20 protein-coding genes and 1 pseudogene are annotated in these 26,227 nt (G+C 66.1%); 8 read left to right on the top strand and 13 right to left on the bottom strand.

Annotation, left to right across the window (positions count from 1 at the left end):
- Positions 1-204: 204 nt before the first annotated feature.
- The 5 genes from VF992_01735 to VF992_01755 form a co-directional block, all read right to left on the bottom strand.
- A complete protein-coding gene (locus tag VF992_01735) occupies positions 205-1,377 on the bottom strand; it encodes a metallophosphoesterase (protein HEX9339880.1) in 1,173 nt (390 codons plus the stop codon).
- A 239-nt stretch (positions 1,378-1,616) separates the two neighbouring features.
- Positions 1,617-3,005 (bottom strand): FAD-dependent oxidoreductase, encoded by a 1,389-nt coding sequence (locus tag VF992_01740; protein HEX9339881.1) that lies wholly within the window; start codon positions 3,003-3,005, stop codon positions 1,617-1,619.
- Between the two features lie 31 nt (positions 3,006-3,036).
- Positions 3,037-4,521, bottom strand: a complete 1,485-nt coding sequence (locus VF992_01745) for an APC family permease (protein ID HEX9339882.1) — start codon at positions 4,519-4,521, stop codon at positions 3,037-3,039.
- A 94-nt stretch (positions 4,522-4,615) separates the two neighbouring features.
- Complete coding sequence (locus VF992_01750) at positions 4,616-5,053, bottom strand: hypothetical protein (protein ID HEX9339883.1); 438 nt, start codon at positions 5,051-5,053, stop codon at positions 4,616-4,618.
- A gap of 39 nt (positions 5,054-5,092) precedes the next feature.
- The gene (locus VF992_01755; protein HEX9339884.1) at positions 5,093-6,175 is read right to left on the bottom strand and encodes an Ldh family oxidoreductase; all 1,083 of its coding nucleotides are present in this window, start codon (positions 6,173-6,175) and stop codon (positions 5,093-5,095) included.
- A gap of 181 nt (positions 6,176-6,356) precedes the next feature.
- Between VF992_01755 and VF992_01760 the strand changes: the two genes are divergently transcribed.
- The gene (locus VF992_01760; GenBank protein HEX9339885.1) at positions 6,357-7,085 is read left to right on the top strand and encodes an SDR family oxidoreductase; all 729 of its coding nucleotides are present in this window, start codon (positions 6,357-6,359) and stop codon (positions 7,083-7,085) included.
- Entirely contained in the window at positions 7,082-8,116 is a 1,035-nt protein-coding gene (locus VF992_01765; protein ID HEX9339886.1) for an S-adenosylmethionine:tRNA ribosyltransferase-isomerase, read from the top strand. Before VF992_01760 ends, VF992_01765 begins: the two co-directional genes overlap by 4 nt.
- Positions 8,117-8,183: 67 nt before the next feature.
- Here the strand turns inward: VF992_01765 and VF992_01770 are convergent, their stop codons facing one another.
- From VF992_01770 to VF992_01785, 4 genes are all read right to left on the bottom strand, one after another.
- Positions 8,184-9,842 carry a peptide-N4-asparagine amidase gene (locus VF992_01770; protein ID HEX9339887.1) on the bottom strand — a complete coding sequence of 553 codons (1,659 nt, stop codon included), beginning with the start codon at positions 9,840-9,842 and terminating at the stop codon, positions 8,184-8,186.
- 246 nt (positions 9,843-10,088) lie between these two features.
- Entirely contained in the window at positions 10,089-12,227 is a 2,139-nt protein-coding gene (locus VF992_01775) for a hypothetical protein (protein HEX9339888.1), read from the bottom strand.
- 111 nt (positions 12,228-12,338) lie between these two features.
- Entirely contained in the window at positions 12,339-14,543 is a 2,205-nt protein-coding gene (locus VF992_01780; GenBank protein ID HEX9339889.1) for a hypothetical protein, read from the bottom strand.
- Positions 14,544-14,651: 108 nt separating this feature from the next.
- Positions 14,652-15,014 carry a hypothetical protein gene (locus VF992_01785; protein HEX9339890.1) on the bottom strand — a complete coding sequence of 121 codons (363 nt, stop codon included), beginning with the start codon at positions 15,012-15,014 and terminating at the stop codon, positions 14,652-14,654.
- Positions 15,015-15,583: 569 nt separating this feature from the next.
- Here VF992_01785 and lsrF point away from each other — a divergent pair.
- Together lsrF and VF992_01795 are read left to right on the top strand one after the other, a co-directional pair.
- Positions 15,584-16,378 carry a 3-hydroxy-5-phosphonooxypentane-2,4-dione thiolase gene (gene lsrF / locus VF992_01790; GenBank protein ID HEX9339891.1) on the top strand — a complete coding sequence of 265 codons (795 nt, stop codon included), beginning with the start codon at positions 15,584-15,586 and terminating at the stop codon, positions 16,376-16,378.
- Positions 16,379-16,385: 7 nt separating this feature from the next.
- Positions 16,386-17,405: an alcohol dehydrogenase catalytic domain-containing protein gene (locus VF992_01795; protein ID HEX9339892.1), complete on the top strand. Its 1,020-nt coding sequence runs from the start codon at positions 16,386-16,388 to the stop codon at positions 17,403-17,405.
- Between the two features lie 53 nt (positions 17,406-17,458).
- On the opposite strand, the gene VF992_01800 is transcribed toward VF992_01795, so the two are convergent.
- A complete protein-coding gene (locus VF992_01800; GenBank protein HEX9339893.1) occupies positions 17,459-18,805 on the bottom strand; it encodes an MFS transporter in 1,347 nt (448 codons plus the stop codon).
- Between the two features lie 266 nt (positions 18,806-19,071).
- Between VF992_01800 and acs the strand changes: the two genes are divergently transcribed.
- Complete coding sequence (acs, locus tag VF992_01805; GenBank protein ID HEX9339894.1) at positions 19,072-21,033, top strand: acetate--CoA ligase; 1,962 nt, start codon at positions 19,072-19,074, stop codon at positions 21,031-21,033.
- Between the two features lie 6 nt (positions 21,034-21,039).
- Here acs and VF992_01810 read toward each other — a convergent pair whose 3' ends face one another.
- From VF992_01810 to VF992_01820, 3 genes are read right to left on the bottom strand one after another with little or no spacing between them, the layout of a single operon-like run.
- Positions 21,040-21,486 (bottom strand): VOC family protein, encoded by a 447-nt coding sequence (locus VF992_01810; protein HEX9339895.1) that lies wholly within the window; start codon positions 21,484-21,486, stop codon positions 21,040-21,042.
- Between the two features lie 42 nt (positions 21,487-21,528).
- Positions 21,529-22,272, bottom strand: a complete 744-nt coding sequence (locus VF992_01815) for an ABC transporter permease (GenBank protein ID HEX9339896.1) — start codon at positions 22,270-22,272, stop codon at positions 21,529-21,531.
- Positions 22,253-23,134, bottom strand: a complete 882-nt coding sequence (locus VF992_01820; protein ID HEX9339897.1) for an ABC transporter ATP-binding protein — start codon at positions 23,132-23,134, stop codon at positions 22,253-22,255. The genes VF992_01815 and VF992_01820 overlap by 20 nt, the downstream gene beginning before the upstream one ends.
- A gap of 238 nt (positions 23,135-23,372) precedes the next feature.
- On the opposite strand from VF992_01820, the gene VF992_01825 reads away from it, so the two are divergent.
- From VF992_01825 to VF992_01835, 3 genes and pseudogenes are all read left to right on the top strand, one after another.
- Positions 23,373-25,085 carry a succinate dehydrogenase/fumarate reductase flavoprotein subunit gene (locus tag VF992_01825; protein ID HEX9339898.1) on the top strand — a complete coding sequence of 571 codons (1,713 nt, stop codon included), beginning with the start codon at positions 23,373-23,375 and terminating at the stop codon, positions 25,083-25,085.
- A gap of 1 nt (position 25,086) precedes the next feature.
- Entirely contained in the window at positions 25,087-25,833 is a 747-nt protein-coding gene (gene sdhB / locus VF992_01830; protein ID HEX9339899.1) for a succinate dehydrogenase iron-sulfur subunit, read from the top strand.
- A 22-nt stretch (positions 25,834-25,855) separates the two neighbouring features.
- Positions 25,856-26,227 (top strand): annotated as a pseudogene (locus VF992_01835) (hypothetical protein).

Below are 26,227 nucleotides of genomic sequence, written 5' to 3' on the forward strand. Positions count from 1 at the left end.
CGGCACTCCGCCTCAAGGATCTCCGCGTGCTCGCGGGCGAGCCGCTGCGTAAAAGGACCGGGTGCATCGCCCTGGAAGGCACCGCAGCGGTCCGCCTCGCCTCCGACCCTTCCGCTCGCGGATGGGAGCACCCGCGGCTTCCAGGATCGCGGGCAGTCGGGAAGCCTCTGCCCGGCCCGTGGAAGGGACGTTCGCGACGATCCTTCAACGAGGCGGTCTCGCGAAACGCCGGACGATGTAGACCAGGATCCCGACGAATGCAATCGAGCCGACGAGAGCCAACCCGAGGACGAGGTAGTTGTTCCCACCGGCGCCGCCAGGGAGGCCGCCATCGGCCCCGCCGGGGTTGCCGTCATCCGGTCCGCCTGGGGAGCTGCCACGCGGCCCGATCGAGAACGAATCAGTGAAACCCGGCGCATCGTCGTTGACGAACACGCCCTCGATGGCCGACTCCGAGACTTGGTACTTGACGAAGCCGTGGCAGCACGCGGTGTAGGAATCGAAGTATCCCGCCTCGGGGTCGCTCGAGCTGACGGAATCCGTCCCCTGGCCCCCAGTGCCCTGGATCACGAGCACGGTCCCGTTTCCGCTCGGGTACGTCGGCCCGGAGGCCGCCACGCACGCCGCGTTGAAGGAATCCGGGGAGAGCGTCGGGCACGAGTCGGAATGGGCGAGCGACTTGCTCCGTTGGTAGTCGTGGTCGTGCCCGGCGAGGACGAGGTCCACCCGCTTCTCGAGGAAGAGATTGAGCACGTCCGGGCCAATCTGGCACGACTTCGATCCCGTGGTGATGCAGACTTTGTGCATGACCAAGATGACCCACGGGATGCCGGCCGACCGAGCGCCGTCGATCGCCTCCGCTGTCCATGTGTAATCCGCGTCTCCGGCGGAGTACGAGCCGAAGATGTCTGGCGAGATGAGGATGAACCGGGCGAGCGGGTTCGGCTGCGGATAGTCGAAGTAGAACCGCTTCCCGTAGTCGCCCGTCATCTGCCCCAACGTGAAGGGGCAGGCCGCCGCGAACCCGTCGATCGAGCTCGCGTCGTGGTTCCCGCTGATGACCACGACGTTGGGAATATGGGATTTGAAGTTGGAGCACCAAGTGCCTGTGTCCGTCTCATCGTACGAGAAATCTCCGACTGCGAGCACGAAGTCCAGCCCGCCGTTCCCCATGGAGGTCCATGCCTCCCGCGTTTCGGGATCGCTATCCGTGACATGATATCCGAAATCCCCCGCTGCCCCGAAGACGAACTGCCGCTCCGCTCGAACGCTCGACAGAGGCCCCGGCTGGGCGACGGCCGCTGAGAGCAACGCGAGTGCGATGCCCACGGCGATGACGATCCGGCGGCCGGTGCGGTTCGCGTAGTCGGCGGGCATCTCCATCATCTTCCGAGGTGAATCGAATCTGCGCCACGCCGAGGGGGATAAGGCCCGTTGGTCGCCGAGCGTCCCACGTTGTCGCACACCCGGTGTCGGTCGTGTTCCTCGTGCGGACTCGGTTGCAAGGTCCCACCTCCTGCCAATCGTCCTAGCGGCTCGGAGGCGGTCATCCTCTCTTAATCGTTACGGAGAACACTTGCGAGGCCGGGCCCCGGGACGCGCTTCGTCAGGGAGGGTCACGCGGCGACTGGTGCCTCGATCGCGGCGCAGATCGCATCGAAATCCCCGAGGCCCGTGGCCTTCGGCGGCTTCGGCTTGAGATGATCGAGCACGCCGCTCTGCGCGAGGCGGTTGACGGTCCACGCCGCGTACGCGGGCGCGCCCGTCGCCCCGGGCGAGTTGTAGTTCGTGATGTGGTACGAGTGCGGGCCCGTGATCTCGATCGCCTCCTTCACGAACGCCCCGTGGCGGTCGATGACCTGCGCCCGAACGCCCGCCGTGCCGGGCCGCGTCAGGTACTCCTCCTTCAGAGCCGGAAGGAACTCCCGCACCCGCTCCGCCATGACGCGCTTCGAGAGGGACGACGCCCACTCTTCCGAGGCGAGCGTCACGAAGTCCGGGTTCACGATGGCGCGGAGCTTGTTCCGGAAGGGCCGTTCGAAGAGTTTCGCGACGGCCTCCTTCGGGTCGTCGATCCAGCCGCGGTACGTGTAGGGCCCGGGCACGGGCACCGCGTTCGGGCCGATCTCCCGTCGCCCGTCCGCTCGGACGATCCAGTGCGGGTCGAGGAACGGGAGCTCCGGGTGCCTCGGCACCGCGTAGATGTTCCGGCTCGAGAGCGAGTGCCATTCGGGGTCGACCTCCCAGTACTCTCCGCGGAAGTGGAGGTCCGCGTACTCTCGGCCGACGCCGAGCTTGTGCGCGATGTCGATCGAGTTGCCTCCGGCGCAGTTGATCAGGAGGCGCGTGCGGATCGGCTCGGAGCTCCGGCCGACGCGCACGCGGATCCGGGAGCGCGGGTCCACGTACGTCCCGCTACCCCCGACGTCGGTGAGGCGCACCTCCAGGACGTCCCCTGCGACGTCGATCGAATCGACCTCGGCTTGGAGGAGGAATCGCGCGCCGGCCTGCTCGGCCTCGTCGCGCATCGCCTGCGTGAACGCGGCGTAGTCCACGCCGGTGTCGGTCTTGGACCAGATCGCGCCGTGGGAACGGACGTTCGGCTCGAGCCGCCGCACCTCGGCAGGGGAGAGGACCTCCAACTCGTCGTCGCCCATCCCGTTCGCGACGCCCCACTGTCGGTACGTCTCGAGTCGCGGGACCGCTTCCTCCCGCGTCGCGACCTCGAACGTCCCGATGGGCGTCCATGGGAGTCCGCGCTGGACCGCGTACGCCTTCCACATGCCGTAGGCGACTTGGGCGGACCGCGCGAACACCTTGCGCCCGACGGGGTCGAGATAGAACGGCCGATGCACGACGCCGGTGTTCCGCCGGGACGTATGCTGCGCGACCTGCGCTTCTTTCTCGAGGACCGCGATGCGGCCGTCGTAGCGATGCGCAAGCCAATACGCGAACGACGTGCCGAGGATCCCGCCCCCGACAACCGTGACGTCCCACGGCTCCATGGTCCGCTGAAGCGGAAGAAGCCCCGGGTTATTATCCCTGCGTACGGACGCGGCGGAGCGTCGACCTCAGGGCGTGCAACGGGTACGCCAGGAACCTGGTCGCCTGGCGGAGCGCCCGCTTACGGATCTCATCGGCCGAGAGGAACGCCTCCTTCAAATCCGCGAGCTCCACCTTCGGGGCGAAGAACACATACACGGGGATCCCGGCCGCAAGGAGCGCGAGGGAGACGGCGATCTGGAACGGATCCACGAGTACGATGAGGAGGACCGAGAACGCCGCCCCGAGGAGGGGGACGACGATCTTTCCGCGCAGCTCCGAAGCGATTCTCGGATGCCGCTTCGCCAGGCGCATCGCCGAGACGCACGTGGCCAGGTACGCGACCGCGAGGAGGAACACGGACGCATTGATCAACGCGGCCAATCCGCCGACGAGGCTCGCCACGTACGCCGCGGAGCAGAGGACGATCAGTCCGACGTACGGCGTGCGGAACCTCCCGTGCCGCCGGCTGAACTCCCTCGGCAGGAAGCCGTCCAAGGACATCGCGTACGCCAGACGCGAGGTCCCGATCGTGCCGGATTCGTCCGCGCCGGTGATCGAGAGCAACGCGCCGACCCCGACCACGCCGATCGCACCGGCCGTGAGGATCCCCGGCGACGCGAAGACCGCGGCCGTCGCGTCGATCAAGGGGCTGCTCGATGTCGCGAGCGTGGCCTGAGGGACCGCGGCGACGACGACGAAGTTCGTGAGCAAGTAGAAGGCGGTGACGATGAGCATGCCGAACACGATGGCCTTCGGGATCGTCCGAGCGGGCCGCTCGATCTCGTCCGCGGGAAGCGTGGACTGCTCGAAGCCCGCGTACGCCCAGAAGATCAGGACGAGCGCCTGCCCGAACGCGCGGAGGTCGCCCGTGACGAAGGGCGTGAGGTTCGACGCGACCGTGTCGGGCCGGAGGCCGACGAAGACGAGCCCTCCGAGGATGATCAGCACGAGGGGACTGAGCTTCGCGATCGTGAGGAGGTCGTTGACCCGGCCCGCCATCTTGACCCCGACGATGTTCGTCCCGAGGACGATCGCGATGAACGCCGCCTTGAGCAGCGCACGTCCGAGATCGTCGATACCCGGCACGAGGGCGACGAAATACTGCGTGAAGGCGACCGGGAACACCGCGAGTGAGAACCATTCCGCCAGCAAGAGGCCCCAGCCCACCATGAATCCAGGGAACGGTCCGGAGACGGCCTTGACGTAGGCGTAGGGCCCACCGACCTTCGGGAGGAACATGACGCAGTACGCGAACGAGAGCGCGATGACGCCCGCCATGACGCCGGCGAGGACCCAGACGAGGAGGGACGCGGGACCGATCAGCCGCGCGCCGATCGCCGTGGCCACGTAGACGTCCGCGCCGATGATGGCCCCGACGACGAGGTTCGTCACATCGAACGTGTTCAGCCGTCGCGTCGTATCGCCCGTACGGACTGCTCCCCGGCAAGCCGCCCGAACATGCGGGATGGGATTTATCCTCTATTCGACACGGCGCGAAGTGCCCGCGTTCCTTTTTCGGCCCCTCACGGGAAAAGCGGACCCGCCCGGAATCCGGGCGTCCTTCGGTGGCCTACCTTTGAGCGAAGATCTTCGCTGCGAACTCGCCGGTCTGCGTGTTGTACGTGCCCTCGAACCGGCCTTTCGCGGTATTCAGCCACTTGAGCCTTTCCGATGTCGTCTGGTATGTGACCTCCCCTTCCGCGTGGATCGACGTCGGGCTGAGTTGACGTCCCGTTCCGTTCGCTCGAATCATCACGACGTCCCCGTCGTCAATCTGGTCCAGCGCCCGAGTTTCGAACTCGTACGTCCCGTCGGGCTTGAAGACCGCATCGACGGTCTCCATGTGCGCCGCTTCGTACTGGCCCTTTACGGTCCCTTGAAAATTGTAGGAGATCTTCACGCCATCCGGCGTGAACTCCCCGATCGTCACGGACGTCGTCCTCTCATTCAGCTCCCCGAGAAACTCCTCTTCGGGCATCTCCGCCAAGAACTCCCCTCGGCCGCGCATGGCGTGGCGCGGCTAATAGACCTTTCGGCAGGCCGGGATTCACGCGGGCCACGGCACGCCGAGGTCCGTCCCGATCTTCTTCAGGCTCTCGACGACTTTCGGATCCAGCGCGATGCCTTCCTCCCGGAACTTCTCCATGCGCGCGAAGCTTTTCTCGCCGTGCACGTAGATCCGGTCCTGGCCATGCGCCTTCGGGCTGTCTTTCAGCTCCTTCGCGAGGCGGTCCATATCCCGTCGGAATTCGTCGAGCGACCGGAACGCGGCCGGGTCGAGGGCCATGAAGAAATGACCGACATCGGGCCGCTTCTCATCCGCGTAGACCTGCAAGCCCGTGGCCGCGCCGCTAAGCACGCCGCACAAGACGTCGACCATGAGCGCGAGGCCGTACCCCTTGTGGCCGCCGAGGTCCTCGCCCTCCCCGCCGAGAGGCAGGAGGCCGCCGCCGAGTCGCTTCGCCAGGGCGTTCAGGACGCGGGCCGGGTCCGTCGAACTCCGGCCCGTCTCGTCGACCGCCCATCCGTGCGGGATCGGTTGCCCGAGGCGGTTGAACACTTCGACCTTGCCACGCGGAACCGTGGAGGTCGCCATGTCGAGGACGAAGGCCTTCTCCTTCATTGCGGGTGCGGCGAGGCTGATCGGGTTCGTGCCCAGCACCGAGGTCCGCCCGAACGTCGGCACGACGAGCGGGCCCGCGTTCGTCATGCTCACGCCGATCAAGTTGTGCTCGAGGGCCATGAGCGCGTAGTATCCCGCGATGCCGTAGTGGTTCGAGTTGCGCACCGCGACGACGCCGACCGCGGTGTCTTTCGCCTTGCGAATGGCAAGGTCCATCCCCTTCTTGCCCACGACCTGCCCGAGGCTCTGGCCGCCGTCGAGGAGGGCGGTCGCCTTCGTCTCCTTGAGGATGCGGCTCTCGTCTCGAGGCTTCATGTAGCCGGCCTTCAGGCCGCCGACATAGCGGCCGAGCCGCGCGACTCCGTGCGAGTCGATCCCGCGCAGGTCTGCGAGGACGAGGACGTCGGTCGTGATGCGCGCGTCTTCCGGCGGCACACCGAGCTTCATCAAGACTTGCTCGCAGAATCCGCGAAGTGCCTTCTCCTGAATCGTGGACGTCTCGGCCATCGATCCCGTCCCGTCGGCGGACCGAAGAATCGTCGTGCGTATAAGCCTGCGGTTCGGATCATCCGGACATCCTCGCGCACGTGAGTGGCGCTCTTTCCGGATCGGCGCTGCCCGAACCTCCCGGTTTTGTAGATTTTGTATACATGAAGTTAGATAAATCGCGGACGGCCTTGCTGGGGTCATGTCGAGCACGGATCGTGTCGCGCTCATCACCGGAGCGAGCCGCGGGCTCGGATATACGCTCGCCGAGTTCCTCGCGCGCCAGCGGTGGACCCTGATCCTCACGGGCCGTGACGAAACCGCCCTCAGGAAGGCCGCGGAACAGTTGCGGGAAACCGGCGCGACCTTGACGATCGTGCCCGGCGACGTCTCGGACGCGGCGCATCGACGCGAGCTCGCACGTGTGGCGGCTCGAGCCGGCCGCCTGGACCTCCTCGTCAACAACGCGTCCGAACTGGGTGCCTCCCCGCTCCCACACCTCCTGGACCATCCGCTTCCGGCCCTGCGGCGCGTCTTCGAAGTGAATGTGTTCGCGCCCCTCGCGCTGATCGGCGAATGCGTTCCGCTCCTCAAGGCGTCCAGAGGCCTCGTCGTGAACATCACCAGCGACGCCGGCCGCGCCGGGTATCCTGGGTGGGGCGGGTACGGCAGCAGCAAGGCCGCCCTCGAGCTCGTCACGAAGACGCTCGCGAACGAACTCCGGGAGGCGGGCGTGGGCGTCGTCGCGGTCGACCCGGGAGACCTGCGCACGAAGATGCACCAGGACGCGTTCCCGGGGCAAGACATCGGCGACCGGCCCCTGCCGGACGTCACGCTCCCGTTCTGGGCGTGGCTCGAGGGACAGGACCCGTCGCGGATCACGGGCCAGCGCTTCGAAGCGCAAGGCGCCCTCTGGGAGGTGGCCGCGTGAAGCGGCAGGAACTTGCGTTCGAGCAGCCCCGCGAGCTGTTCGCCGCCACGCCCGTCGAAGTCGACCGCGGCTCGCGGGACCAGGTTCGCCTCCTCGTCACGATTCCGGCGGGAGACGTCCACGCCCGGTTCGAAGACTTGCCCCGATTCCTGGGGACGGGGGACCTCCTCGTGGCCAACGAGAGCAAGACCTTGGCCGCGAGCCTCGAGGCCCGCGGGCCCTCCGGGACGTACACGCTCGACCTGAGCACCCGATACGCCGACCGCCTCTGGCTCGCCGAGCCGCGATGGGATCCGGCCCACCCGGGCCCGATGCCGATCCACCCCGGAGACGAGGCGCAGGTCGGCGAGGCGACGGTCCGCTATGTCGTGCCGTATCCCGGGATCCCGCGGCTCTGGTTCATCGACGCGGATCGGCCGTTGGAGCCGATCCTCGAGCGCGTGGGGGTGCCGATCCACTACGGCTACGTTGGGAAGCCGTGGCCTCTGGATGCGTACCAGAGCCTCTTCTCCCGTGTGCCGGGCAGCGCCGAGATGCCGTCCGCCGCGCGGCCGATCACCCCGAGGATCCAGCGGGCCTTGGCGGAGGCGGGCGTCCGGTTCGCGTCGGTCCTGTTGCATTCCGGGGTCAGCAGCCTGGAGATCGAGGCGGAGACCGTCGAGCAACAGGCGGTCTACCCGGAGCCGTTCCACGTCTCCGAGGCCACGGCGGACCTCGTCAACCGCACGCGCGACGCCGGCCACCGCGTCGTCGCGATTGGCACCACCGTCGTGCGCGCGCTCGAGTCCGCGTGGACGCCGGACGGGCTCAGACCTCGGCACGGATTCACGCGTCTCTTCGTGCATCCGGGAAACCCGGTCCGGTCCGTCGACGGCCTCCTCACCGGGTTCCACGATCCCGTCACGAGCCACGTCGCGATGCTCGCCGCGTTCATCGGGGTGCCGCGCGTCATGGAGGCGTATCGCGAAGCGATCGCGAACGGCTACCGATGGCACGAGTTCGGAGACAGCCACCTGATCCTGAGGAAGTGACGAGCCTCCCGACCCGAGCCGACGGGACGTCCGGGCATCGGAGATTCCGCTTCAGGTGCCGTTCTCTTCAACACAGGCGGATGTCCGCCGTCACGTATCCTTGGGCTCCTTCGAGGCGGTGCCCGTAGCAGGCGCCCGTGGAATCCGCGTACGCGTAGACTTCGCTGTCCCAACCGGTGGCCACCTGGTTCCGGCCCGTGCTCAGGCTCCGCTTGAGGACCGCAGACGCCGCGGTCGCGTCCGTCAGGGAACTCGTGAACACGGTCTCCCCGTTCCACATCCTCGTGACCGTGCGGGCGAACGTCTGGTCCACCTCGGCCGGCAGCTGGAAGAACCCCTCCGAACCCGGCGGGATGATGAAGCCCGACGCCAGCGCGATCGGATACGAGTCGACGAGGGTCGTGACGCCCACGTTGCCTGCGGCGTCCGTGACCGTCGTCGTGGTCGTGATCGACTCCGTCTGCTCGACGTTCTCGATGAAGTTGATCAGGTTCAGCACCTGGTGGCTCGCGAACGCGAAGTCCTGGTGGACCGTCGTCGAGACGCGCCCCGCGGACGTGTCGACGTAGCCCGCGATCGTCAGGGATCGGCTCGCGGCGAAATCGAACGTGGCCCCGTTCGTCCCCGTCGTCTGCGCGACGGTTTGGTCCGCATCCGCGACGACGTCGTGCGCCGTGAGCGCCCCCGACGTCTGGGCGAGGGACGGGTCCTGGTAGACGAGCAGGTTGCCGCCGAGCTGCCAGTAGAACCCGTTGTTCACGACCGTGAAGGCGAACGTGTGCGGGCTCCCGTTCGCGAGCGTCCCGATGAACGGCGTCAGCTCGACGACGTACGGAGCCTCGTCGTACGCGGCGACCGCGGCGATCGGCCTCCACAGGAACGGGTTCACCCCACCCGTGAAGATGTACGGGAACGGCCACACGACGCCCGCGAGGGTCCCGTCGAGGGTGATCTGGATCTCCCGGAAGGCGCCGCCGCTACACAGGCCGTTCGCGGCCGCGTACTCGTCCGGCTCGGCGCCGTACCAGAACTCGTCGCACGAGTTCCCTTTCGCGAAGAGCTCGAGGACGACGCGGTCCGGATTGGTCGGCAAGGTGACCGCGGCCGCAGAAACCGGCGCGCGTCCCGGGTCGAAGATCCAATCGTTCGACAACCCGACGATCGTGTCCGGGTGGGCCGCCTCGGGCGAGTCGGGGCCGACCGCGTAGTAGGTCAACGTCGCGGTCACGTAGATGATCCCCGTGTAGATGTTGTTCACGACGTTCGGCAGGTGGAGCGCGTACGGCTGCGAGGACGTGAAGACGGGCGCATACTCGCTCACATCCTTTTCGACGTGCCACGTGATGCCCGCGGGCGTCGGCTCCGGCGTCGTGCCGTAGTAGATCATCACGCCCCCGACCCAGAGTTCCGTCTCGCGGTCGAACTGGCGGCCCGCGACGCTCCCCGTGTAGTCGAGGACGACCATCGACCACGGCGCGGGACAGCCGGCGGGGGGCGTCAGTGTGCCGGTCGCCGGTGCGTCGTAACCGTTCGGGCCGAACGCGAAGTTTTCGGCGAGCGTGACCAGGCAGCTCGCGGTGGCGGGGCGGACGAGCGGCGGGAGCGCGGTGACCGGATTCTGGTAATTCGTCTCGGTCGCCGCGGCCCGAACGGAGCTTGTGACCAAGGCCATCAATCCCAGGGTCGTAATCACCAGGCCGACCAGGAGGCGTTGTCGGAACCTCATCTCCGATCCCGGCTCCACGACGCCGGACCGCTATTTACGTCCCTCGTGTTCGTTTCGCGTGGAGACCTCCGCGCGACTGTGGCTGACTTCGACCCCGGCCCGATGCATGATTCGGCGGTTCGCCGCGAGACAGGCGTGCGGGGATTCGAGACCCCTCAATTCGGGTGGCCCTCAGGTCACCATTCATAGGGGTCTCCACCTCACGAATTCCGCAATCGCGGTCCAGGAAAGCGGCGCCGTCGGTCTTCACTCCGAACGCGGCGGCCGCTCCGATTGGGTCCGAAACCAACGGAGGACCAAGAACCCCGCGACGACCGCTACGACCGCTACGACGATCAGCAGGATCAGGTACGCCAGCCAAGCCGGGAGGCCAACGAATGCCGGACCTTGAGGGCCTTGCGAGCCCCCGATGATGGAGATGGTCCCTTGGTAGGGATTCGTCACATAAACGGAGCCCGTGACGGAGTCGCTCGCGACCCAAGCGGGTCCGGTGCCCACTTGGACCACGGCCACCACCGCGTGCGTCGCACCGGAGACGACGCTGACGTTGGCCGAGTCGTAATTGGTGACGAACATGCGTCCCGTCCCCGCGTCGTGTGCGATGAATGTGGGATTCCTTCCGACCGAGACGGTCGCAACGACCGCATTCGTCGAATTGGAAATCACGCTGACGGTATTCGAGGATCCGTTCGCGACGTAGAGCTCGCCCGTCGTCCCATCGTAGCCGACGCCTTCTGGGTTGAACCCTACCGGGATGGAAGCCACGACGACGTGCGTCGCAACCGAGATGACGCTGACGTTGTTCGAGAAACGATTGGCAACGAACACCTCTCCTCTCCGGCTATCGTAGGCGATTCCCCCGGGATTACGCCCCACTGGGACGGTCGCGACGACCTTGTTCGTCGCATCGGAGATCACGCTCACGTTGTCGGAGAAGTAGTTCGCGACGAACAGCTCTCCCTTTGCATCGGCGTACGCGATTGCGGCGGGGCGAGAACCGACCGGGATGGTTGCCACGATGGCGTGTGTCGCGGCGGAGATGACGGTGACCGTGTTCGCTCCTGGATTCGTCACGAAGAGCTCTGACTTGGGACGATCGTAGGCGAGGGCACCCGGGCGTACTACGGGAATCGTCGCGACGACCATGTCCGTCGCATCCGAGATCACGCCTACGCTGTTGGAGAAGGAGTCCGTGACGAAGATTTCCCTTCTACCCTCGTCGAAGGCGATCGCCGAAGGATAGCGGCCTACGGGCACATCCGCGACGACGGTGTTTTGCGTGTCGGAAATCACCCCGATTACCGCTGAATATTGGTAGGAAACGAAGATTTCTCCCGTGCCAGCGTCGTACGCGACCGCTTCCGGTGCGTGTCCCACCGGGATCGTCGCGACGACCGTGTCCGTCGCATCCGAGATCACGCTGACCGTGTCCGAATCGTACGCCGCAACGAAGACCTCGCCCTTCGCAGCGTCGTAGGCGACGCCTTCCGGGTTGCTCGGATATCCCGGCACCGGGATGTTCGCCACGACGGTGTTCGTCGCATCGGAAATGACGCTTACGAAATCAGAGAACTTGTTCGCGACGAAAATCTCTCCCTTGGCCTCGTCGTAGGCGATGCCATATGGCCGATCCCCTACCGGGATCGTCGCCACGACCGTGTGCGTCGCATCCGAGATCACGCCAACGTTCATGGAGTTGAAATTCGTCACGAACACCTCCCCCTTGCCCGCGTCGTACACGAGGCCGAGAGGATTGCTTCCCTCCGGAATGCTGGTGACGACCGCGTGGGTCGCGTCCGAGATCACGCTAACCGTACTCGAGCCCTGGTTTGCGACGAACACCTCTCCCTTCCCCGCATCGTAGGCCACTCCCCATGGCCGGGATCCCACGGGGATGGTCGCAATGACGGTGTTCGACGCATCGGAAATCACACTGACGGTATCCGAGTATCCGTTCGCGACGTAGATTTCGCTCTTCCCGCCATCATACGCGATTCCCTGGGGACTGTTCCCCACGGGGATGATCGCCACGAGCGATTTCGTCTGGTCGGAGATCACGCTTACGCTGTTCGATTGCGTGTTTGCGACGAAGATTTCTCCCTTGCCCATGTCGTAGGCGATCGCCGCGGGCCCCAAACCGTTCGCGGCGAGGAAATTCCCGCGGACGAGCGTATTGTTCACCAGGACAAGCGTGTACGCAACGGATAGCCCGGTCATGTTCGATGCGACAACCTCCGCAGCCCAGGCGCTCGTCTGCGGCGGACCCCATCGGTCGAGGAACCCGAATGGCACGTCCGCGGTGGGTCCGGAGGCCGCAAAAGCCGGTGCGAGCAAGACGAGCGCGAGCAGCCCGGCGCCGACATACGTGGTCAACCGATTCAGCATCCGCCCTCCAGGCTTCCCGCAGGAACGAAGAATCGCGGCGCCAATAAAGGTATCCATCTCGCGTCTGCCCGTTACGCCATTCTCCATTGCGGAGGTCCACGCCATCTGCGACTAGCCGGGTCCGACCGGTGGCGATCCCCTCGCCCGTCGACGCCACAAGATGAAGAGCGCGACGGCCACGGCCGAGACGCCACCGGTCGATGCGCCGATCAGCAGGATGGACGGGGCCGCGGGGGATGGCTGGAGCGCCGCCGATCCGACGTGGAAGCTCTCGAGGATCCAGTCTTCGGTTTCGCGGTACTGCGACTGCATCCACGAGATGTTCATGGAAATCACGTACACGCGTCCCTGCGCCGCCGAGACGACGTATGTTTGGGTGAGGATTGTCGCGCTCGTGTTCGTGCCAATGATGTTGCTGCCTACCATCGCCCGGATGCGAGCCGCAGGATAGCCATCGACCGTCGTGTTCTGCAGGAAGGCCGGTCGGTTCACGGCGTACTTGGCGACCTCCTGGAGCCCCTTGATCGCCTCCGCGTACGCGGCGGCCTGCGTCTCGTCGATGCCCGGCCGCGGCCGAGCCTCGACCGTCGCGCTTGTGTTGTACACGTACGTTCCCTCCGGAGGAGCGAGGAGTATCGCGCCGAACTTGACACTGGATCGCGAGACGTCAGGGTACCCCCGCCACTCAGGAGGGATGGAGACTTGGAAGCGATCCGCTTCGTCGACGATCCGATTCTCGAACGAAGGCCAGTAACGCACGACCACGCTGTTGCTGGCGGTATTCCCGACCGTATCTTCGGCGCCCACTCCCACCGTGTTGTTGCCGATCCACAGGCGGACCGCTACGGACCAATCGCGGCCAGAGACGGTCACCGGGACGTTGCCGGCGTACACGCGGAGGAGGTGAGGGTCGTCGACCGTGCCCGAGAGCGTGTAGGGGGACGTGGCCGTGGCGATCGCGGACGTGATGATGAGTTGGGGCGGCGTCCCATCGGTCTCAAACGATACGCTGTCGTCCAAGATTCGGCCGACCCGATCGAGGCCCGTGATCCGTCCGACGTGCGGGCCGTCCGCCGGCGGGACCGGAGGATACCCGGGCGATCCAAAGCAGGCTTCGGTCATGCCAAACGTCCCTCCTCCGATTGCGACCTCGTCCCGGTACAGGACGATCGAGCTCTCATTCACGCCGCCCGCCGTGACCAGCGGGTAGCAGATCGGATCCGTGCGTGAATTCAGGAGCTGCCCATCCGTGGCGTTGAGCCAGGGGTCCCCGTCCCAGAGACCGATGACGTAGCCCGCGGTGGACCACGCGAGGGCGACCAGGGCGGTCCCGTCCGCCGTCCAGCCGACGGAACTCGCCTGCGCGGGCTCCGAGCCGACCGCCTGCACGTGGAACGTCCCGACGTCGCCCGCCTCGACGATGAACCGACCTGAACTCGCGAGGGCGAGGACGCCACTCCCCGGGTTCTCCGCGGGTGCCTCCGGGCACGAGACGCCCGAGCCCGCATACGTGTCGTTCGCCAGCCAGTACCACGAGAGCGCTCCCCATCCGCACAACCACACGCGCCGACCGTCTGCGGACAGTACGACATCATTCCCGCTCCCGAACCGCCCCGAGAGGCCCGTCGTCATGTCGACTCGGTAGATGTCGCCCACCAGGGGGGCGGTCAACACGACGAAGAACCAGCGTCCCGCCGGGTCAACCGCGATCGAGGCGGCGTCGCCTTGTCCCGCCACGGTGTAGTTCCGCACGACGGCGCCGGTGGTGCCGGAGAGCCGCATCACGCTCCCCCGCTGGCAGCATGGGCCGACGAACAGGTCTCCCCCTTGCACGGCAATCGCCGTGAGAGAGCTCCAGTAGGTCCAGGATTTCACGAGTTGTCCCGCACCCGGATCAACTCGGTCGATCGTCCCATTGCGCAGCGCGACGTAGGCGTCGCCGGTCGAGCGATCCACGTCGAAGTCGACGATGTCCACGCCGCTGGACGACAGAGAAAGGTTGTGAAGGAGATTCCCCGAAAGGTCGAAAACCATCAGGTTGGAACTCTCGGACGACCCGGACGCGTTCGGGTCCAGGCCCCAGTATCTCACGGCGACGACGATCCTCCCTCGTTCGCCATCGACTTCGAGATGCCAAGCCGCGCCACCCAAGCGGTAGATTGGATACCAACCTGCCAAGCGAGCGGCCGCGGCAACAGGAAGGTCGCCCTGTGCGATGGGGGCCGACGGTGCGGTCGCAGGCACCGGGCTCGGAATCGCGGATCCGGCAACGACGAGAACGACGAATATCAACAGGGTGTCCTGGACACTCCACACACCGCTCGAATCGTGTTCCGCCGGCTTAAAGGTGCCCGGAACGGCAAACCGGTGAGAAGAGCTCGCGAAAGCGGTCTGTTGGGTGCTTGAAGCCTGAACGAGGCCGCTCTACGGATTGCCGAGCACCTTCGCGAGGAAGTCCACGAGGTCCGTCGTCTGAATCACGGACCCGCAGTACTCGCAGCTCCTCAGGTTCTCGAGGGTCGTTTCTCCGGAGATGTGGATACGGCCGCGGCACGCGGGACACGTGTAGTCCGTCACAATTCCCGCCCTCCTCACTTGGTCAACCAAGTCGTTCAAGTTCACGTGGACCTGGGTCACGACGCGCCGCCGCCCCGCCCTTCGTGTCTCGCCCGCCTCCTTCCACATCCGGAGCTGTTGGTAGATTCTGGCCGCGTCCTCGTGGTCCTCCGCTTCAACCAGGTGTCGAGCGTGTTCCAGCAGCTGGCGGCGCCGATAGTCCTCCGACATCGCGACAGCACGTCGCGCCGCAGCGGGGTGAAGACGGATTCCGCCGAAGTTGTACTCACGCCCGAAACGCCTCGGCGGATGTCCTCGCGAGATGAAGCCCCAGGCCCACTGGTCGAAGCAATTCCACGAACAGACCGTATGGTGCGCGATCGCGAATTCTCCACTCCATGGGAGGTCGAAAAAGGCCTCCGGTTGGGGGACCTGCGTGAATCCGGCGACGATCTGGCAGTTCTCACAGACGGGGGCGCCGCAGACGAAGCACCGCGAGCGCGCAAGGCCTATCCGTCGGAACCCACATCGACCGCACCGGGCCATCTCGCCTCACTCCCTGCGTACGTAGTCGTCGTCTGGGGATTGAAACGTTTCGGTGGAATGCCCGCAGCGCGTGTACGATTCGGGCGATTCAGCCCGATGCCACGTCGACAAGACGATTCGACAGCCCTGATGTGCCCTCCGAGGCGCGCGTAGGACGGACCTGCGAGGATCCGTCCCGCTCCAACCGCGGGGGGGAAAGACTTTAAACCGGCGGTCGAATTCGACGCGCCAGGAAGACGTCGCGGGGAACCTACATGCCCTGGGGACTTCAGAACCGGCTTTCGCGGATCATCCGGCCGACGGACGGCCGGACCGTCATGCTCGCCGCCGACCACGGATACTTCCTGGGCCCTACCCATAAGCTCGAGGTCCCGCGCAAGACGCTGGAGCCGCTCCTCCCTCATGCGGATGCCGTCATGGTCACGCGCGGCGTCGTGCGCACGTCGATCGATCCCGGGGCGGACGTGCCGATCGTCCTCCGGGTCAGCGGCGGCGTGAGCATCCTCAACGAGGACCTGTCGAACGAGAAGATCACGACCTCGATGAAGGAGGCGCTGCGGCTGAACGCGTCGGCGGTCGCGCTGTCGATCTTCGTCGGCGCGGCGCACGAGCACGATTCCCTCGTGAACCTCGGCAAGCTCGTCGACGAGGGCGAGGAAACCGGTATGCCCGTCCTCGCCGTGACCGCCGTGGGAAAGGAACTCGAGAAACGGGACGCGCGGTACCTCGGCCTCGCGTGTCGCATCGCGTCCGAGTTCGGCGCCCACTTCGTCAAGACCTATTATTGCGAGGACTTCTCCAAGGTCGTCGAGTCGTGTCCCGTGCCGCTCGTCGTCGCGGGCGGCCCGAAGCTCGAGACGGAACTCGACGCGCTCGAACTCGCCTACGACGCGATCCAGGACGGCGCGCGAGGCGTCGACATGGGCCGGAACATCTGGCAGTCCGCGAACCCGGTCGGCATGATTCGCGGGATCCGCGCGGTCGTCCACGAGCGCGCGACCCCGAAAGAGGCGCTCGAGCTCGTCAAGGGCCCGAGGTCGAAGAAGTAGGCGGCCCATGCGCGCCGCGATGTACTACGCGAACGACGATGTGCGGATCGTGGACCTGCCGAAGCCCAAGATCGCCGCGGGGGAAATCCTCGTCCGGGTGAAGGCGAGCGGCATCTGCGGCTCCGATGTCATGGAGTGGTACCGCAAGCCGAAGGCGCCGCTCGTCCTCGGCCATGAGATCGCCGCGGAGGTCACGGAAGTCGGCGCCGGCGTCGGCACGGCAAAGGTGGGGGATCGGGTGTTCGTGTCCCACCATGTCCCGTGCGGTTCCTGTCGGTACTGCGCCACGGGCCACGAGACCGTGTGCGACACCCTTCGCACGACGAACTTCGATCCGGGTGGGTTCGCGGAGTTCGTCCGCGTCCCCGCGATCAACGTGAAACACGGGGTGTTCGCGCTGCCCCGCGAAATCTCGGATGACGAAGCGACGTTCGTCGAGCCCTTGGCGTGCGGGATCCGCGGGCAGCGGCTCGCGGGCTTCCGTCCCGGTGGGACCGTGCTGGTCATCGGCAGCGGCGTCGCGGGACTGCTGCACGCGAAGCTCGCGAAAGCCTCCGGAGCCGGAAAGGTCATTGCCACGGATGTCGTCGAATACCGCAAGGCGGCCGCACGCAAGGCGGGAGCCGATTTGGTGATCGACGGCCGCCACGACGTTCCGACGGAGGTGAAGCGAGCGAACGAAGGCAACCTATCGGACCTCGTCATCACGTGCACGGGTGCCCCGAAAGCGGTCGCGCAGGGATTCGCATCCGTAGACCGAGGGGGGACCGTCCTTCTCTTCGCTCCCACGGAGCCCGCGTCGAAGATCGAAATGCCCTTCAATGCGCTGTGGCGCGAGGAGATCACCGTCACGTCCTCGTACGGCGGAAGCCCCCGAGACATCTGCGACGCGATCGGACTCCTTGCGGGGAAACGGATCGCAGTCGTGGATTTGATCACGCACGTCCTCCCGCTCGCCGACGCCGCCGAGGGATTCCGGCTCGTCGCGCGGGCGCAAGACTCGATCAAGGTCATCCTGCGACCCTGAGCTGGAAGCCGGTCCCGCAGACGGTTCTCGGCGGTAATGCCCGGATTCTCACTTCATCGGCGTGCCGACTCGGTTGCTGCGCCCGTTGGCCTTGGGGCTCCGACACCCGCCGGGGCCGGGGTGACCTCTTCCCAGATCTTGGTGTCCTTCGTCTCGGGCAAGTATTTCATCCCGATGAGGAGGGTCATCACCGGAATTGAAATGCACCAGATCAGGAAGAAGAAGATGTTTCCCGTCGCGACGACGATGGCCGTTGCGATGACCGGTGTGAAGCCACCGAACTCTCCGTTTCCGAGGTGGTAGGGGACCGAGAGACACGTGTATCGAATCCGCGCAGGGAAGAACTCAACGAGGAAGGCGGCGATTGGAGCGTACACCATCGTGACGTAGAATACCAAAACGAAGTTCAGCGCAATAAGGACGGGAACATTCGGCGGGTTCGCGAACGCCGCGATCCCGGCAAAGATTGGGTAATACGTCACGGCCGCGAGGAGGCATCCCGCCATGATGATTTTCTTTCGTCCGATCCGGTCCGACAGTCGACCGAAAACGATGAAGAACGGCGTGGCAAGGGCCAAGGCGACTAGAATGATGAGGGAGGCAAGCGTGGCATCCATCTTCAGCGACGTTTGCATGAAGAACAGGGCGTAGAACTGGCCGGTGTACCAGACGACCGCTTGGCCTGCAGTGGCCCCGAAGAGCGCAAGCAGGATGAGCTTCCAGTTCGCCCAATGGGCGAGGGCTTCCCGCAACGGCGCCTTCGATGTACGGCCCTCCGCCTTGAGCCGCGCGAACAGCGGGGTCTCTCGAAGTTTCCAGCGGATGTAAAGGGACGCCGCTACGAGCACCGAGGAGAGCAGGAAGGGGATTCTCCATCCCCATTCGTTGAACGCCGCGAGGCCCATGACTGCCTTGAGGATGAGAACGACTCCAAGGGCGAGAAACAATCCGAGCGTGGCCGTGGTTTGGATGAAACTCGTCCAATATCCTCGCTTCGCATCCGGCGCGTGCTCGGCGACGTAGACGACTGCGCCGCCGTATTCGCCTCCGAGCGCGAGTCCCTGGATCACCCGCAGTCCTAGGAGCGTTATCGGAACGATGACCCCGACTTGTGCGTACGTCGGCAGGAGCCCGATCAGGGTTGTCCCGATGCCCATGATTGTAATCGTGAGGAGGAAGGCGTATTTTCGACCGACGAAGTCACCGATTCGTCCGAAGACGACCGCCCCGAACGGCCGGACCGCGAAGCCAGCCGCGAACGTCGCAAGGGTTAGGAGAAACGCTCCGGAACCGGGCGCAAAGAATATCCCCGCCATCAATGTGGCCAGAGACCCGAAGATGTAGAAGTCGTACCACTCGATGAGCGTCCCGGTGCCGGACGCCGCGACGATAAACGGCATGCTGAACGTTTTTGTGACAGCTTGAGGACCCGCAACCTGCCCGACCGCCGTCGCCATGCCGCGCCAGGAATTAGCACGTCGGTAAGAGCGGGGTGTTTACATACGATATCATGTGTGTTCGTCGCACGTTCTAAGGCCGAGCGAATCGGCCGGCGGCGTGCCATCCGGGTTGTGGACAGAGTCACGGTGACTCATACCCTATTTAACGGGAAACGGCTCTACCGGCTGCATCGGCCGGATGGGCATCGGTCCTCGGGGGATCGAACATGGTCGTCCCGAACACAACCATCGACAGCCTGCTGAAGGAGAAGGAACAGTACCCGCCACCTGCGTCGTTCCGCAAGGTCGCCTGGGTCCACGACAATCAGTTTGCGCGGGACGCCGCAAAGGACACGGAGCGGTTCTGGAGCGAGCGCGCGAAGGAATTTGATTGGTCGAGGCCGTGGTCGACCCTTCTCGAGTGGAAGCTGCCGTTCGCGCGGTGGTTCGTCGGCGGGACGATCAACGTGTCGCAGAACTGCGTCGATCGCCACGCAGTCTCGGCCCGGCGGAACAAGGCCGCGATCGTGTGGGAGGGCGAACCGGGGGAGAAGCGCGTCCTCACGTACGCGATGCTGTCGCGCGAGGTGAACCGCTTCGCGAACGTCCTGAAAGGCCTCGACGTCAAGCGCGGGGACCGGGTGACGATCTACATGCCGATGATCCCCGAGCTCCCGATTGCGATGTTGGCGTGCGCGAGGATCGGCGCGATTCACAGCGTGATCTTCGGCGGGTTCAGCGCGAAGGCGATCCACGACCGCGTCGAGGACGCGGAGAGCGAGGTCGTCGTGACGGCGGACGGCGGCTATCGACGGGGCAAGATCGTGCCGCTGAAGCGGACGGTGGACGAGGCGGTCGCCGACCTCCCGGTCGTGCGCCACGTGGTCGTCTACGCGCGGACGAAGGAGGCGGTCCCCATGCAGGCGGGCCGGGACATCGGGTGGGAGGAGGCGGTCGCGAAGGCGGACCCACGGTGCGACCCCGAGCCGATGGAGGCGACGGACCCGCTCTTCGTCCTCTACACGTCCGGCACGACGGGCAAGCCGAAAGGAGTGTTGCACTCGACCGGCGGGTACCTCGTCGGCGTCGCCACGACGCACCGGCTGATCTTCGACATCAAGGAGGACGATTTGTACTGGTGCACCGCCGACATCGGGTGGGTGACCGGTCACTCGTACATCGTCTACGGGCCCCTCGCGAACGGCGCCACGACGTTCATGTACGAAGGGGCTCCCGACTGGCCCCATCCCGACCGCTTGTGGTCCCTCATCCAGGAGTACGGGATCACCATCCTCTACACCGCGCCGACCGCGATCCGCGCGTTCATGCGCTGGGGCGACGAGTGGCCGAAGAAGCACGACCTCTCGAGCCTCCGCCTCCTCGGGACCGTCGGGGAGCCGATCAACCCGGAGGCGTGGCGCTGGTACCACAAGGCGATCGGCGGCGGCCGCTGTCCGATCGTCGACACGTGGTGGCAGACGGAGACCGGCATGATCCTCATCACGCCGCTTCCCGGCGTCACGACGACGAAGCCCGGGTCCGCGACGTTCCCGTTCCCCGGGATCGAGGCGGAGGTCGTCGACGACAAGGGCCAGCCCGTCGGGGTGAACAAGGGCGGGTACCTGGTCATCTCGAAACCTTGGCCCGCGATGCTCATGACGCTGTACAAGGACCCGGAACGGTATCGCCAGGTCTACTGGTCCCAGATCCCCGGGAAGTACTTCACGGGGGACGGCGCGCGGATCGACGAGGACGGGTACTTCTGGCTGATGGGCCGCATCGACGACGTGATCAACGTCGCGGGGCACCGGATCGGGACGATGGAGGTCGAATCCGCCCTCGTGAGCCACGCGAAGGTCGCCGAGGCGGCGGTCGTCGGGAAGCCGCATCCGCTGAAAGGCCAAGCGCTCGTCGCGTACGTCGTGCTGAAGTCCGGATACAAGCGATCCGATGCGTTGCGCGAGGACCTGCGAAGGCACGTCCGCTCCGCGATTGGCTCGATCGCGGTCCCGGACGAGATCTACATCACGGAGAAGCTCCCGAAGACTCGGAGCGGGAAGATCATGCGCCGCGTCATCCGGTCCGTGGTGTCGGGCCAGGAGATCGGCGACACGACGACGCTCGAGGACCCCGGAGCCGTCGACGAAGTCCGGAAGTGGCTCGAAGCGGTCGAGGGCAAGGTCGCCTGAGCCGATTCAGCGTTTCCGGCGCTTCCCGGTCCGCTTCGGACGCTTTCGCTTGGCCTGTTTCGGCGCATCGACGTGGTATACGTCGAGCCAGATCCCTTCGACGACCGGCACGAACGCGATATGCCAGACGCCTTCATGGAACGGGCCGAGGGCCGGCTTGTAGCCGGCGGCCTCCAACCGCCGCAAGGCCGCGTCGAAATCGTCGACCCCGAATCCGAGATGGTCGAGTTCGTCGCCTTCGCGGAAGGGACCCGCCACGGGACTGTCCGCCTCGTACCGGCTCAACTCGAGTTTGTGCCTGCGGTCCGGGCTCCAGAGGTTCGCGAATTCCCCCTTGTTCCAGTCCGCCTTGACCCGCGCTTCCAGCTTCATCTCGAGGACCTTCGTGAAGAAGTCGATCGCTGCGTCGAGGTCCCGGACGCGCAGGCCGGTGTACTCGAACTCGAAACGCATCCGACGCGGATGCGACGGCCGCTGGATAAAGACTGAGCCGTCCTACGGGTCGACCCAGTGCGCGCGACGCGAAGCGAAGACGCCCATCAGCGCCGCGAAGCCGAGGAGGTACGCCCACCCAACCCCGACTTGCCACCCGGGCATCGAGATGAGCCCCAGGTAGTACTTCGAGAGTTGCGCGGCGTGGGTCGTCGGGATGAGCATCGCGAGGGCCTGTGCGATGGGAAACGACTGCAACCGGTCGAGCGGATAGTACACCGGAGGGAGGAAGCCGAGAGCGATGCTGAGCACCTGGGGGATCGAGTTCGCCCGGCGCGCGTTCTTCGTGGTGGCGCCGATCGCGAAGCCGACGAAGACGAGTCCGATCCACAGGATGGCGGACGTCGCGATGACCAAGAGGATCCCGACGACGCTGGCGACTCCCGACAGGATCAGGATGCTGAGCGCGACGACGACGGATGGCAAGGCAACGACGAGTCCGCTCACGGACAGCCCGAGCGCATAGGACGCCGGCGACACTCTCGACGCGACGAACATGTCCTGGAAGCGGAACCATTGCTTGTTGAAGTACACGCTCTGCGAGGCGAAGAGCCCGGTGAAGGAGAAGGTGAGGACGATCGCCCCGATGAGCGACTGCACGGCGGACGCCTGGTTCGCGAATACGAAGATGAAGATGACCGGCAGGAAGGAGAAGAGGCTGATCACGACGAGAAGCATCGGGTCCCGCAGGAGCGGCAGCGCGTCGAACAGCCCGATGTACAACGCCTCACGTATCTTCGCTCTCAATCGATCCCCCCACGATCTTGATGAACGCCTCCTCGAGGCTCGCCGGCTTGAACGTCACCCTGCGCTTCTCGCGCAGCCCGCGCTCGACGATGGCCAGGATCTCTTCGTCCGATCGTGGGACGAGGATCTCCCGCTCGGCCCCGTTGCCCGAGGTTGGCTCCACGATGACGCGCATGCCGATCCCCGTGTCTCCCTTCGCCGCCTCGACCGTCCCGAGGAACGCGGTGCGTCCCTTGTCGACGATCAGCAGATGGTCCGCGAGCATCTCGGCCTCGTCGAGGTAGTGGGTCGTCAGGAGGATCGTGGTGCCCCGCTTCGTCAGGTCGCGGAGCATGGCCCACACGGACCGCCGGCCGAGGGGATCGAGTCCGATCGTCGGCTCGTCCAGGAAGAACACCTCGGGGTCGGCGACCATCGCCATCGCGATGATCACGCGTTGCCGGAGTCCGCCGGACAGCTCGGCGTTGAGCGTGTCGCGGTTCTCCCACAACCCGAGGTCGTCCATGACCTTCCGCGTCCGTGCGCGGGCGTCCTCGCGGGACCGGCCCCGGATGAGGCACATGTAGTAGATGTGGTCGTACGCCGAGAGGAGCATCTGGGGCCGCGCCTCCTGCGGGACGACGGCGATGTGCGGCCGGATCGCCTTCGGCTCCGACAGGACGTCGTGGCCGAGGACGGACGCACGGCCGAGCGTCGGCTTGAGTTGCGTCGCCAGGATCCGCAGCAGCGTCGTCTTGCCGGCGCCGTTCCGACCGAGGAGGCAGAAGATCTCGCCCTTCTGGATTGAGAACGAGACGTCTTCGAGGGCTTTCGTTCCGCCCGGGTACGTCTTCCCGAGCCCTTCGACCTCGATGACCGCCATGCCTCGCGGCGTACGGGCGCGTCCTACTTGAGACTTCTGCGCGGAGCCGTGCGACTCACTCCGCTCGGAGGGAGACGAAGCCGCTTGCCGAACCGTCAAGCGCGGGTGTGTGCGTCACAATCACCGGGCACCGTGACGTGCCGTTCCGCCGGCTGGACCGATCGTGGGCGGACGGGTCCCGAAACGCTTCGGTCCGTATGTGCCAAAAGCTTATTCTCCCGACTCGGTTCCGCGGGCCGTGGAACGGGCCACGTACGACATCGTCGTGGTCGGTGGCGGGGCCGCGGGATTGCGGGCGGCGATCGCCGCGGCCGAGGAGAACCCCGACCTGTCGATCGGCCTCGTCTCGAAGGTCTACCCGATGCGGAGCCACACCGTATCCGCCGAGGGAGGCACGGCGGCCGTCCTGCGGGACTACGACTCCTTCGACCTCCACGCCCTCGACACGATCAAAGGCTCCGACTTCCTCGCGGACCAGGACGCGGTCGAGTTCTTCGTCGCGAAGTGTCCCGAGGAGGTCATCCGGCTCGAGCACTGGGGTTGCCCGTGGTCTCGGGATCCCGACGGCCGCGTGAGCCAGCGGGCGTTCGGCGGCATGTCCGTCAAGCGGACCGTGTTCGCGGCGGACAAGGTGGGATTCCACATCCTCCACACGCTCTTCCAGACGTCGATGAAGTACCCGCAGATCGAGCGGTTCGACGAGTACTTCGTCACGTCGCTGATCGTCGACGGCGGCGCATGCGTCGGCGTGACGGCGATCGATCTCCGAGGCGGGCGGATGGTCGCGATCGGCGCGAAGGCGACCGTCCTCGCGACGGGCGGGTGCGGCCGCGTCTACGAATTCACGACGAACGGGTTCATCAAGACGGGGGACGGCATGGCGCTCGCCTACCGGGTCGGGGTGCCGCTGAAGGACATGGAGATGGTCCAGTTCCATCCGACGTGCCTCCCGGGCACGGGCATCCTGATCACCGAGGCGGCGCGGGGCGAGGGCGGCTACCTCATCAACAAGGAGGGCGAGCGATACATGCAGCGCTACCTCCCGGGGAAGATGGAGCTCGGGCCGCGGGACATCCTCTCGCGCGCGATGATCCAGGAGATGAAGGCGGGCCGGGCGTTCGACGGCCCGTACGGCCAGTACCTGGGCCTCGATCTGCGGCACCTGGGGGAGGAGACGATCAACACCAACCTCCCGATGGTCCGCGAGCTCGCGGAGAAGTACATGGGCCTCGATCCGATCCACGAGCCCATCCCGGTCCGGCCGGGCCAGCACTACATGATGGGGGGCGTGTCGGCGAACACGCGAGGCGAGACGAACGTCCCCGGCCTCTATGCGGTCGGCGAGACGGCGTGCGTGTCGATCAACGGGGCGAACCGGCTCGGCTCGAACAGCCTCAGCGAGTGCCTCGTCTTCGGCGCATGGACCGGGCGGGCGGTCGCCGAGTACACGAAGCAACGCACCCGCTATCCGAGCACCTCGGCCGCGCGCACGGCGCTAAAGGTGGAAGAGGCGCGGGTCTTCGATGGCCTCCTGGGCCGGGAGCGCGGGAAGGAGACCGTCGCCGGGATCCGCGTGGAGATGCAGCAGCTCATGGACCGGGACGTCGGGATCTTCCGGGAGGACGCCCGCTTGAGCGACGCCTGCGGAAAGCTCGCGAAACTGCGCGAACGCTTCGCCCTCGTCGGCCTCGCGGACAAAGACCGCGTGTTCAACACGGAACTCACGGCGGTCCTGGAGCTCGACTTCATGCTCGACGTCGCGGCGACGATCGCGCACAGCGCGCTGGGCCGGCGGGAGTCGCGGGGCGCACACAGCCGTTCGGACCACCCGAACCGCGACGATGCGAACTACCTCAAGCACACGCTCGCCTTCCGCACGGACGGCGCGCCGCGGATCGACTACGCGCCCGTCACGATCACGAAGTGGCAGCCCGTCGAGAGGAAGTACTGACATGCCCGACGCCGACGTCGTGTTCCGCGTGAAGCGGTATCGGCCGGCCTCGGATTCCCGGCCGAGGTACCAGGAGTACCGCATCCCGTATCGGGACGACATGGTCGTCTTGGACGGGCTGAACTACATCAAGGACCACGTCGACCCGACCCTCGCGTTCCGGTGGTCGTGCCGCATGGGGATCTGCGGCTCCTGCGGCGCGGACGTGAACGGTCACCCCAAGCTGACGTGCGGCACCTACGTGCGGGAGTACCGCCGCGGCGTCGTGACGGTCGACCCGCTCGCGAACTTCCCGATCATCAAGGACCTCGTCGTCGACTTCGACGACTTCCTCAACAAGCTCGCCTCCGTCACGCCGTACATCGTCCGCGAGGAGGAGGGCGACCTCAAGCACGAATACGTCCAGTATCCGGAGGACGTGGAGGCGTATCGCCAGCAGAGCCTGTGCATCAACTGCATGCTCTGCTACGCTGCGTGCCCGGTCTTCGGCGCGAGCCCCGGATTCGTCGGACCCGCCGCGTCGGCGCTCGCCCTGCGGTACATCCGGGACACGCGGGACGAAGGGGCGGACGCCCGCCTTGCACGTCTGAACACGAAGTCGGGCGTGTGGGAGTGCACCTTCGTCGGCGAGTGCTCCGTCGCTTGCCCGAAGGGCGTCGACCCCGCGGCCGCGATCCAGACGCTCAAGTTCCTCGCGACGACGCGGCACATGCGGCGGCTGCTCATGCCCAAGTCCGTTCCGAGGTGATGCGACGGCCCACGCGTACCCGGCGAAGCGGCGTGCGGGATGGTGGCTGCGGAATCCGCGGTACCTCGGCTTCCAGCTGCGGGAGTTCGGCGGCGTGATCAGCGCCCTCTACGGCCTCATCTTGCTGAACCTGCTCCGCGAGCTCCGCGCCGGCGAATCCGCGTACACGGCGTTCCTGGACGTCCTGCGCACGCCGCCGATCCTCTACGTGAACCTCGTGTTGTTCGCCCTCGTGATGTGGCACGCGATCACGTGGTTCATGCTGATCGGCAAGGCGCAGCCGATCCAGTTCACCGCGAAGCCCGTGCCATGGAAGACGGCGTTCGCGATCAACGTGCTCCTGTGGCTCGGGGTCAGCGGGGCGGTCGTCTATCTGATCTTCGGGGGTTTCTGA

The sequence above is a fragment of the Thermoplasmata archaeon genome (assembly GCA_036395115.1).
Classification (GTDB): domain Archaea; phylum Thermoplasmatota; class Thermoplasmata; order RBG-16-68-12; family RBG-16-68-12; genus RBG-16-68-12.

What these genes read in the sequence shown, in the direction of transcription:
- VF992_01735 (HEX9339880.1), bottom strand. Translation starts at nt 1,377, where the DNA reads ATGCCCGCCGACTACGCGAACCGCACCGGCCGCCGGATCGTCATCGCC.
- VF992_01740 (HEX9339881.1), bottom strand. Translation starts at nt 3,005, where the DNA reads ATGGAGCCGTGGGACGTCACGGTTGTCGGGGGCGGGATCCTCGGCACG.
- VF992_01750 (HEX9339883.1), bottom strand. Translation starts at nt 5,053, where the DNA reads ATGCGCGGCCGAGGGGAGTTCTTGGCGGAGATGCCCGAAGAGGAGTTT.
- VF992_01755 (HEX9339884.1), bottom strand. Translation starts at nt 6,175, where the DNA reads ATGGCCGAGACGTCCACGATTCAGGAGAAGGCACTTCGCGGATTCTGC.
- VF992_01760 (HEX9339885.1), top strand. Translation starts at nt 6,357, where the DNA reads ATGTCGAGCACGGATCGTGTCGCGCTCATCACCGGAGCGAGCCGCGGG.
- VF992_01770 (HEX9339887.1), bottom strand. Translation starts at nt 9,842, where the DNA reads ATGAGGTTCCGACAACGCCTCCTGGTCGGCCTGGTGATTACGACCCTG.
- VF992_01775 (HEX9339888.1), bottom strand. Translation starts at nt 12,227, where the DNA reads ATGCTGAATCGGTTGACCACGTATGTCGGCGCCGGGCTGCTCGCGCTC.
- VF992_01785 (HEX9339890.1), bottom strand. Translation starts at nt 15,014, where the DNA reads ATGTCGGAGGACTATCGGCGCCGCCAGCTGCTGGAACACGCTCGACAC.
- lsrF (HEX9339891.1), top strand. Translation starts at nt 15,584, where the DNA reads ATGCCCTGGGGACTTCAGAACCGGCTTTCGCGGATCATCCGGCCGACG.
- VF992_01795 (HEX9339892.1), top strand. Translation starts at nt 16,386, where the DNA reads ATGCGCGCCGCGATGTACTACGCGAACGACGATGTGCGGATCGTGGAC.
- VF992_01800 (HEX9339893.1), bottom strand. Translation starts at nt 18,805, where the DNA reads ATGCCGTTTATCGTCGCGGCGTCCGGCACCGGGACGCTCATCGAGTGG.
- acs (HEX9339894.1), top strand. Translation starts at nt 19,072, where the DNA reads ATGGTCGTCCCGAACACAACCATCGACAGCCTGCTGAAGGAGAAGGAA.
- VF992_01810 (HEX9339895.1), bottom strand. Translation starts at nt 21,486, where the DNA reads ATGCGTTTCGAGTTCGAGTACACCGGCCTGCGCGTCCGGGACCTCGAC.
- VF992_01820 (HEX9339897.1), bottom strand. Translation starts at nt 23,134, where the DNA reads ATGGCGGTCATCGAGGTCGAAGGGCTCGGGAAGACGTACCCGGGCGGA.
- sdhB (HEX9339899.1), top strand. Translation starts at nt 25,087, where the DNA reads ATGCCCGACGCCGACGTCGTGTTCCGCGTGAAGCGGTATCGGCCGGCC.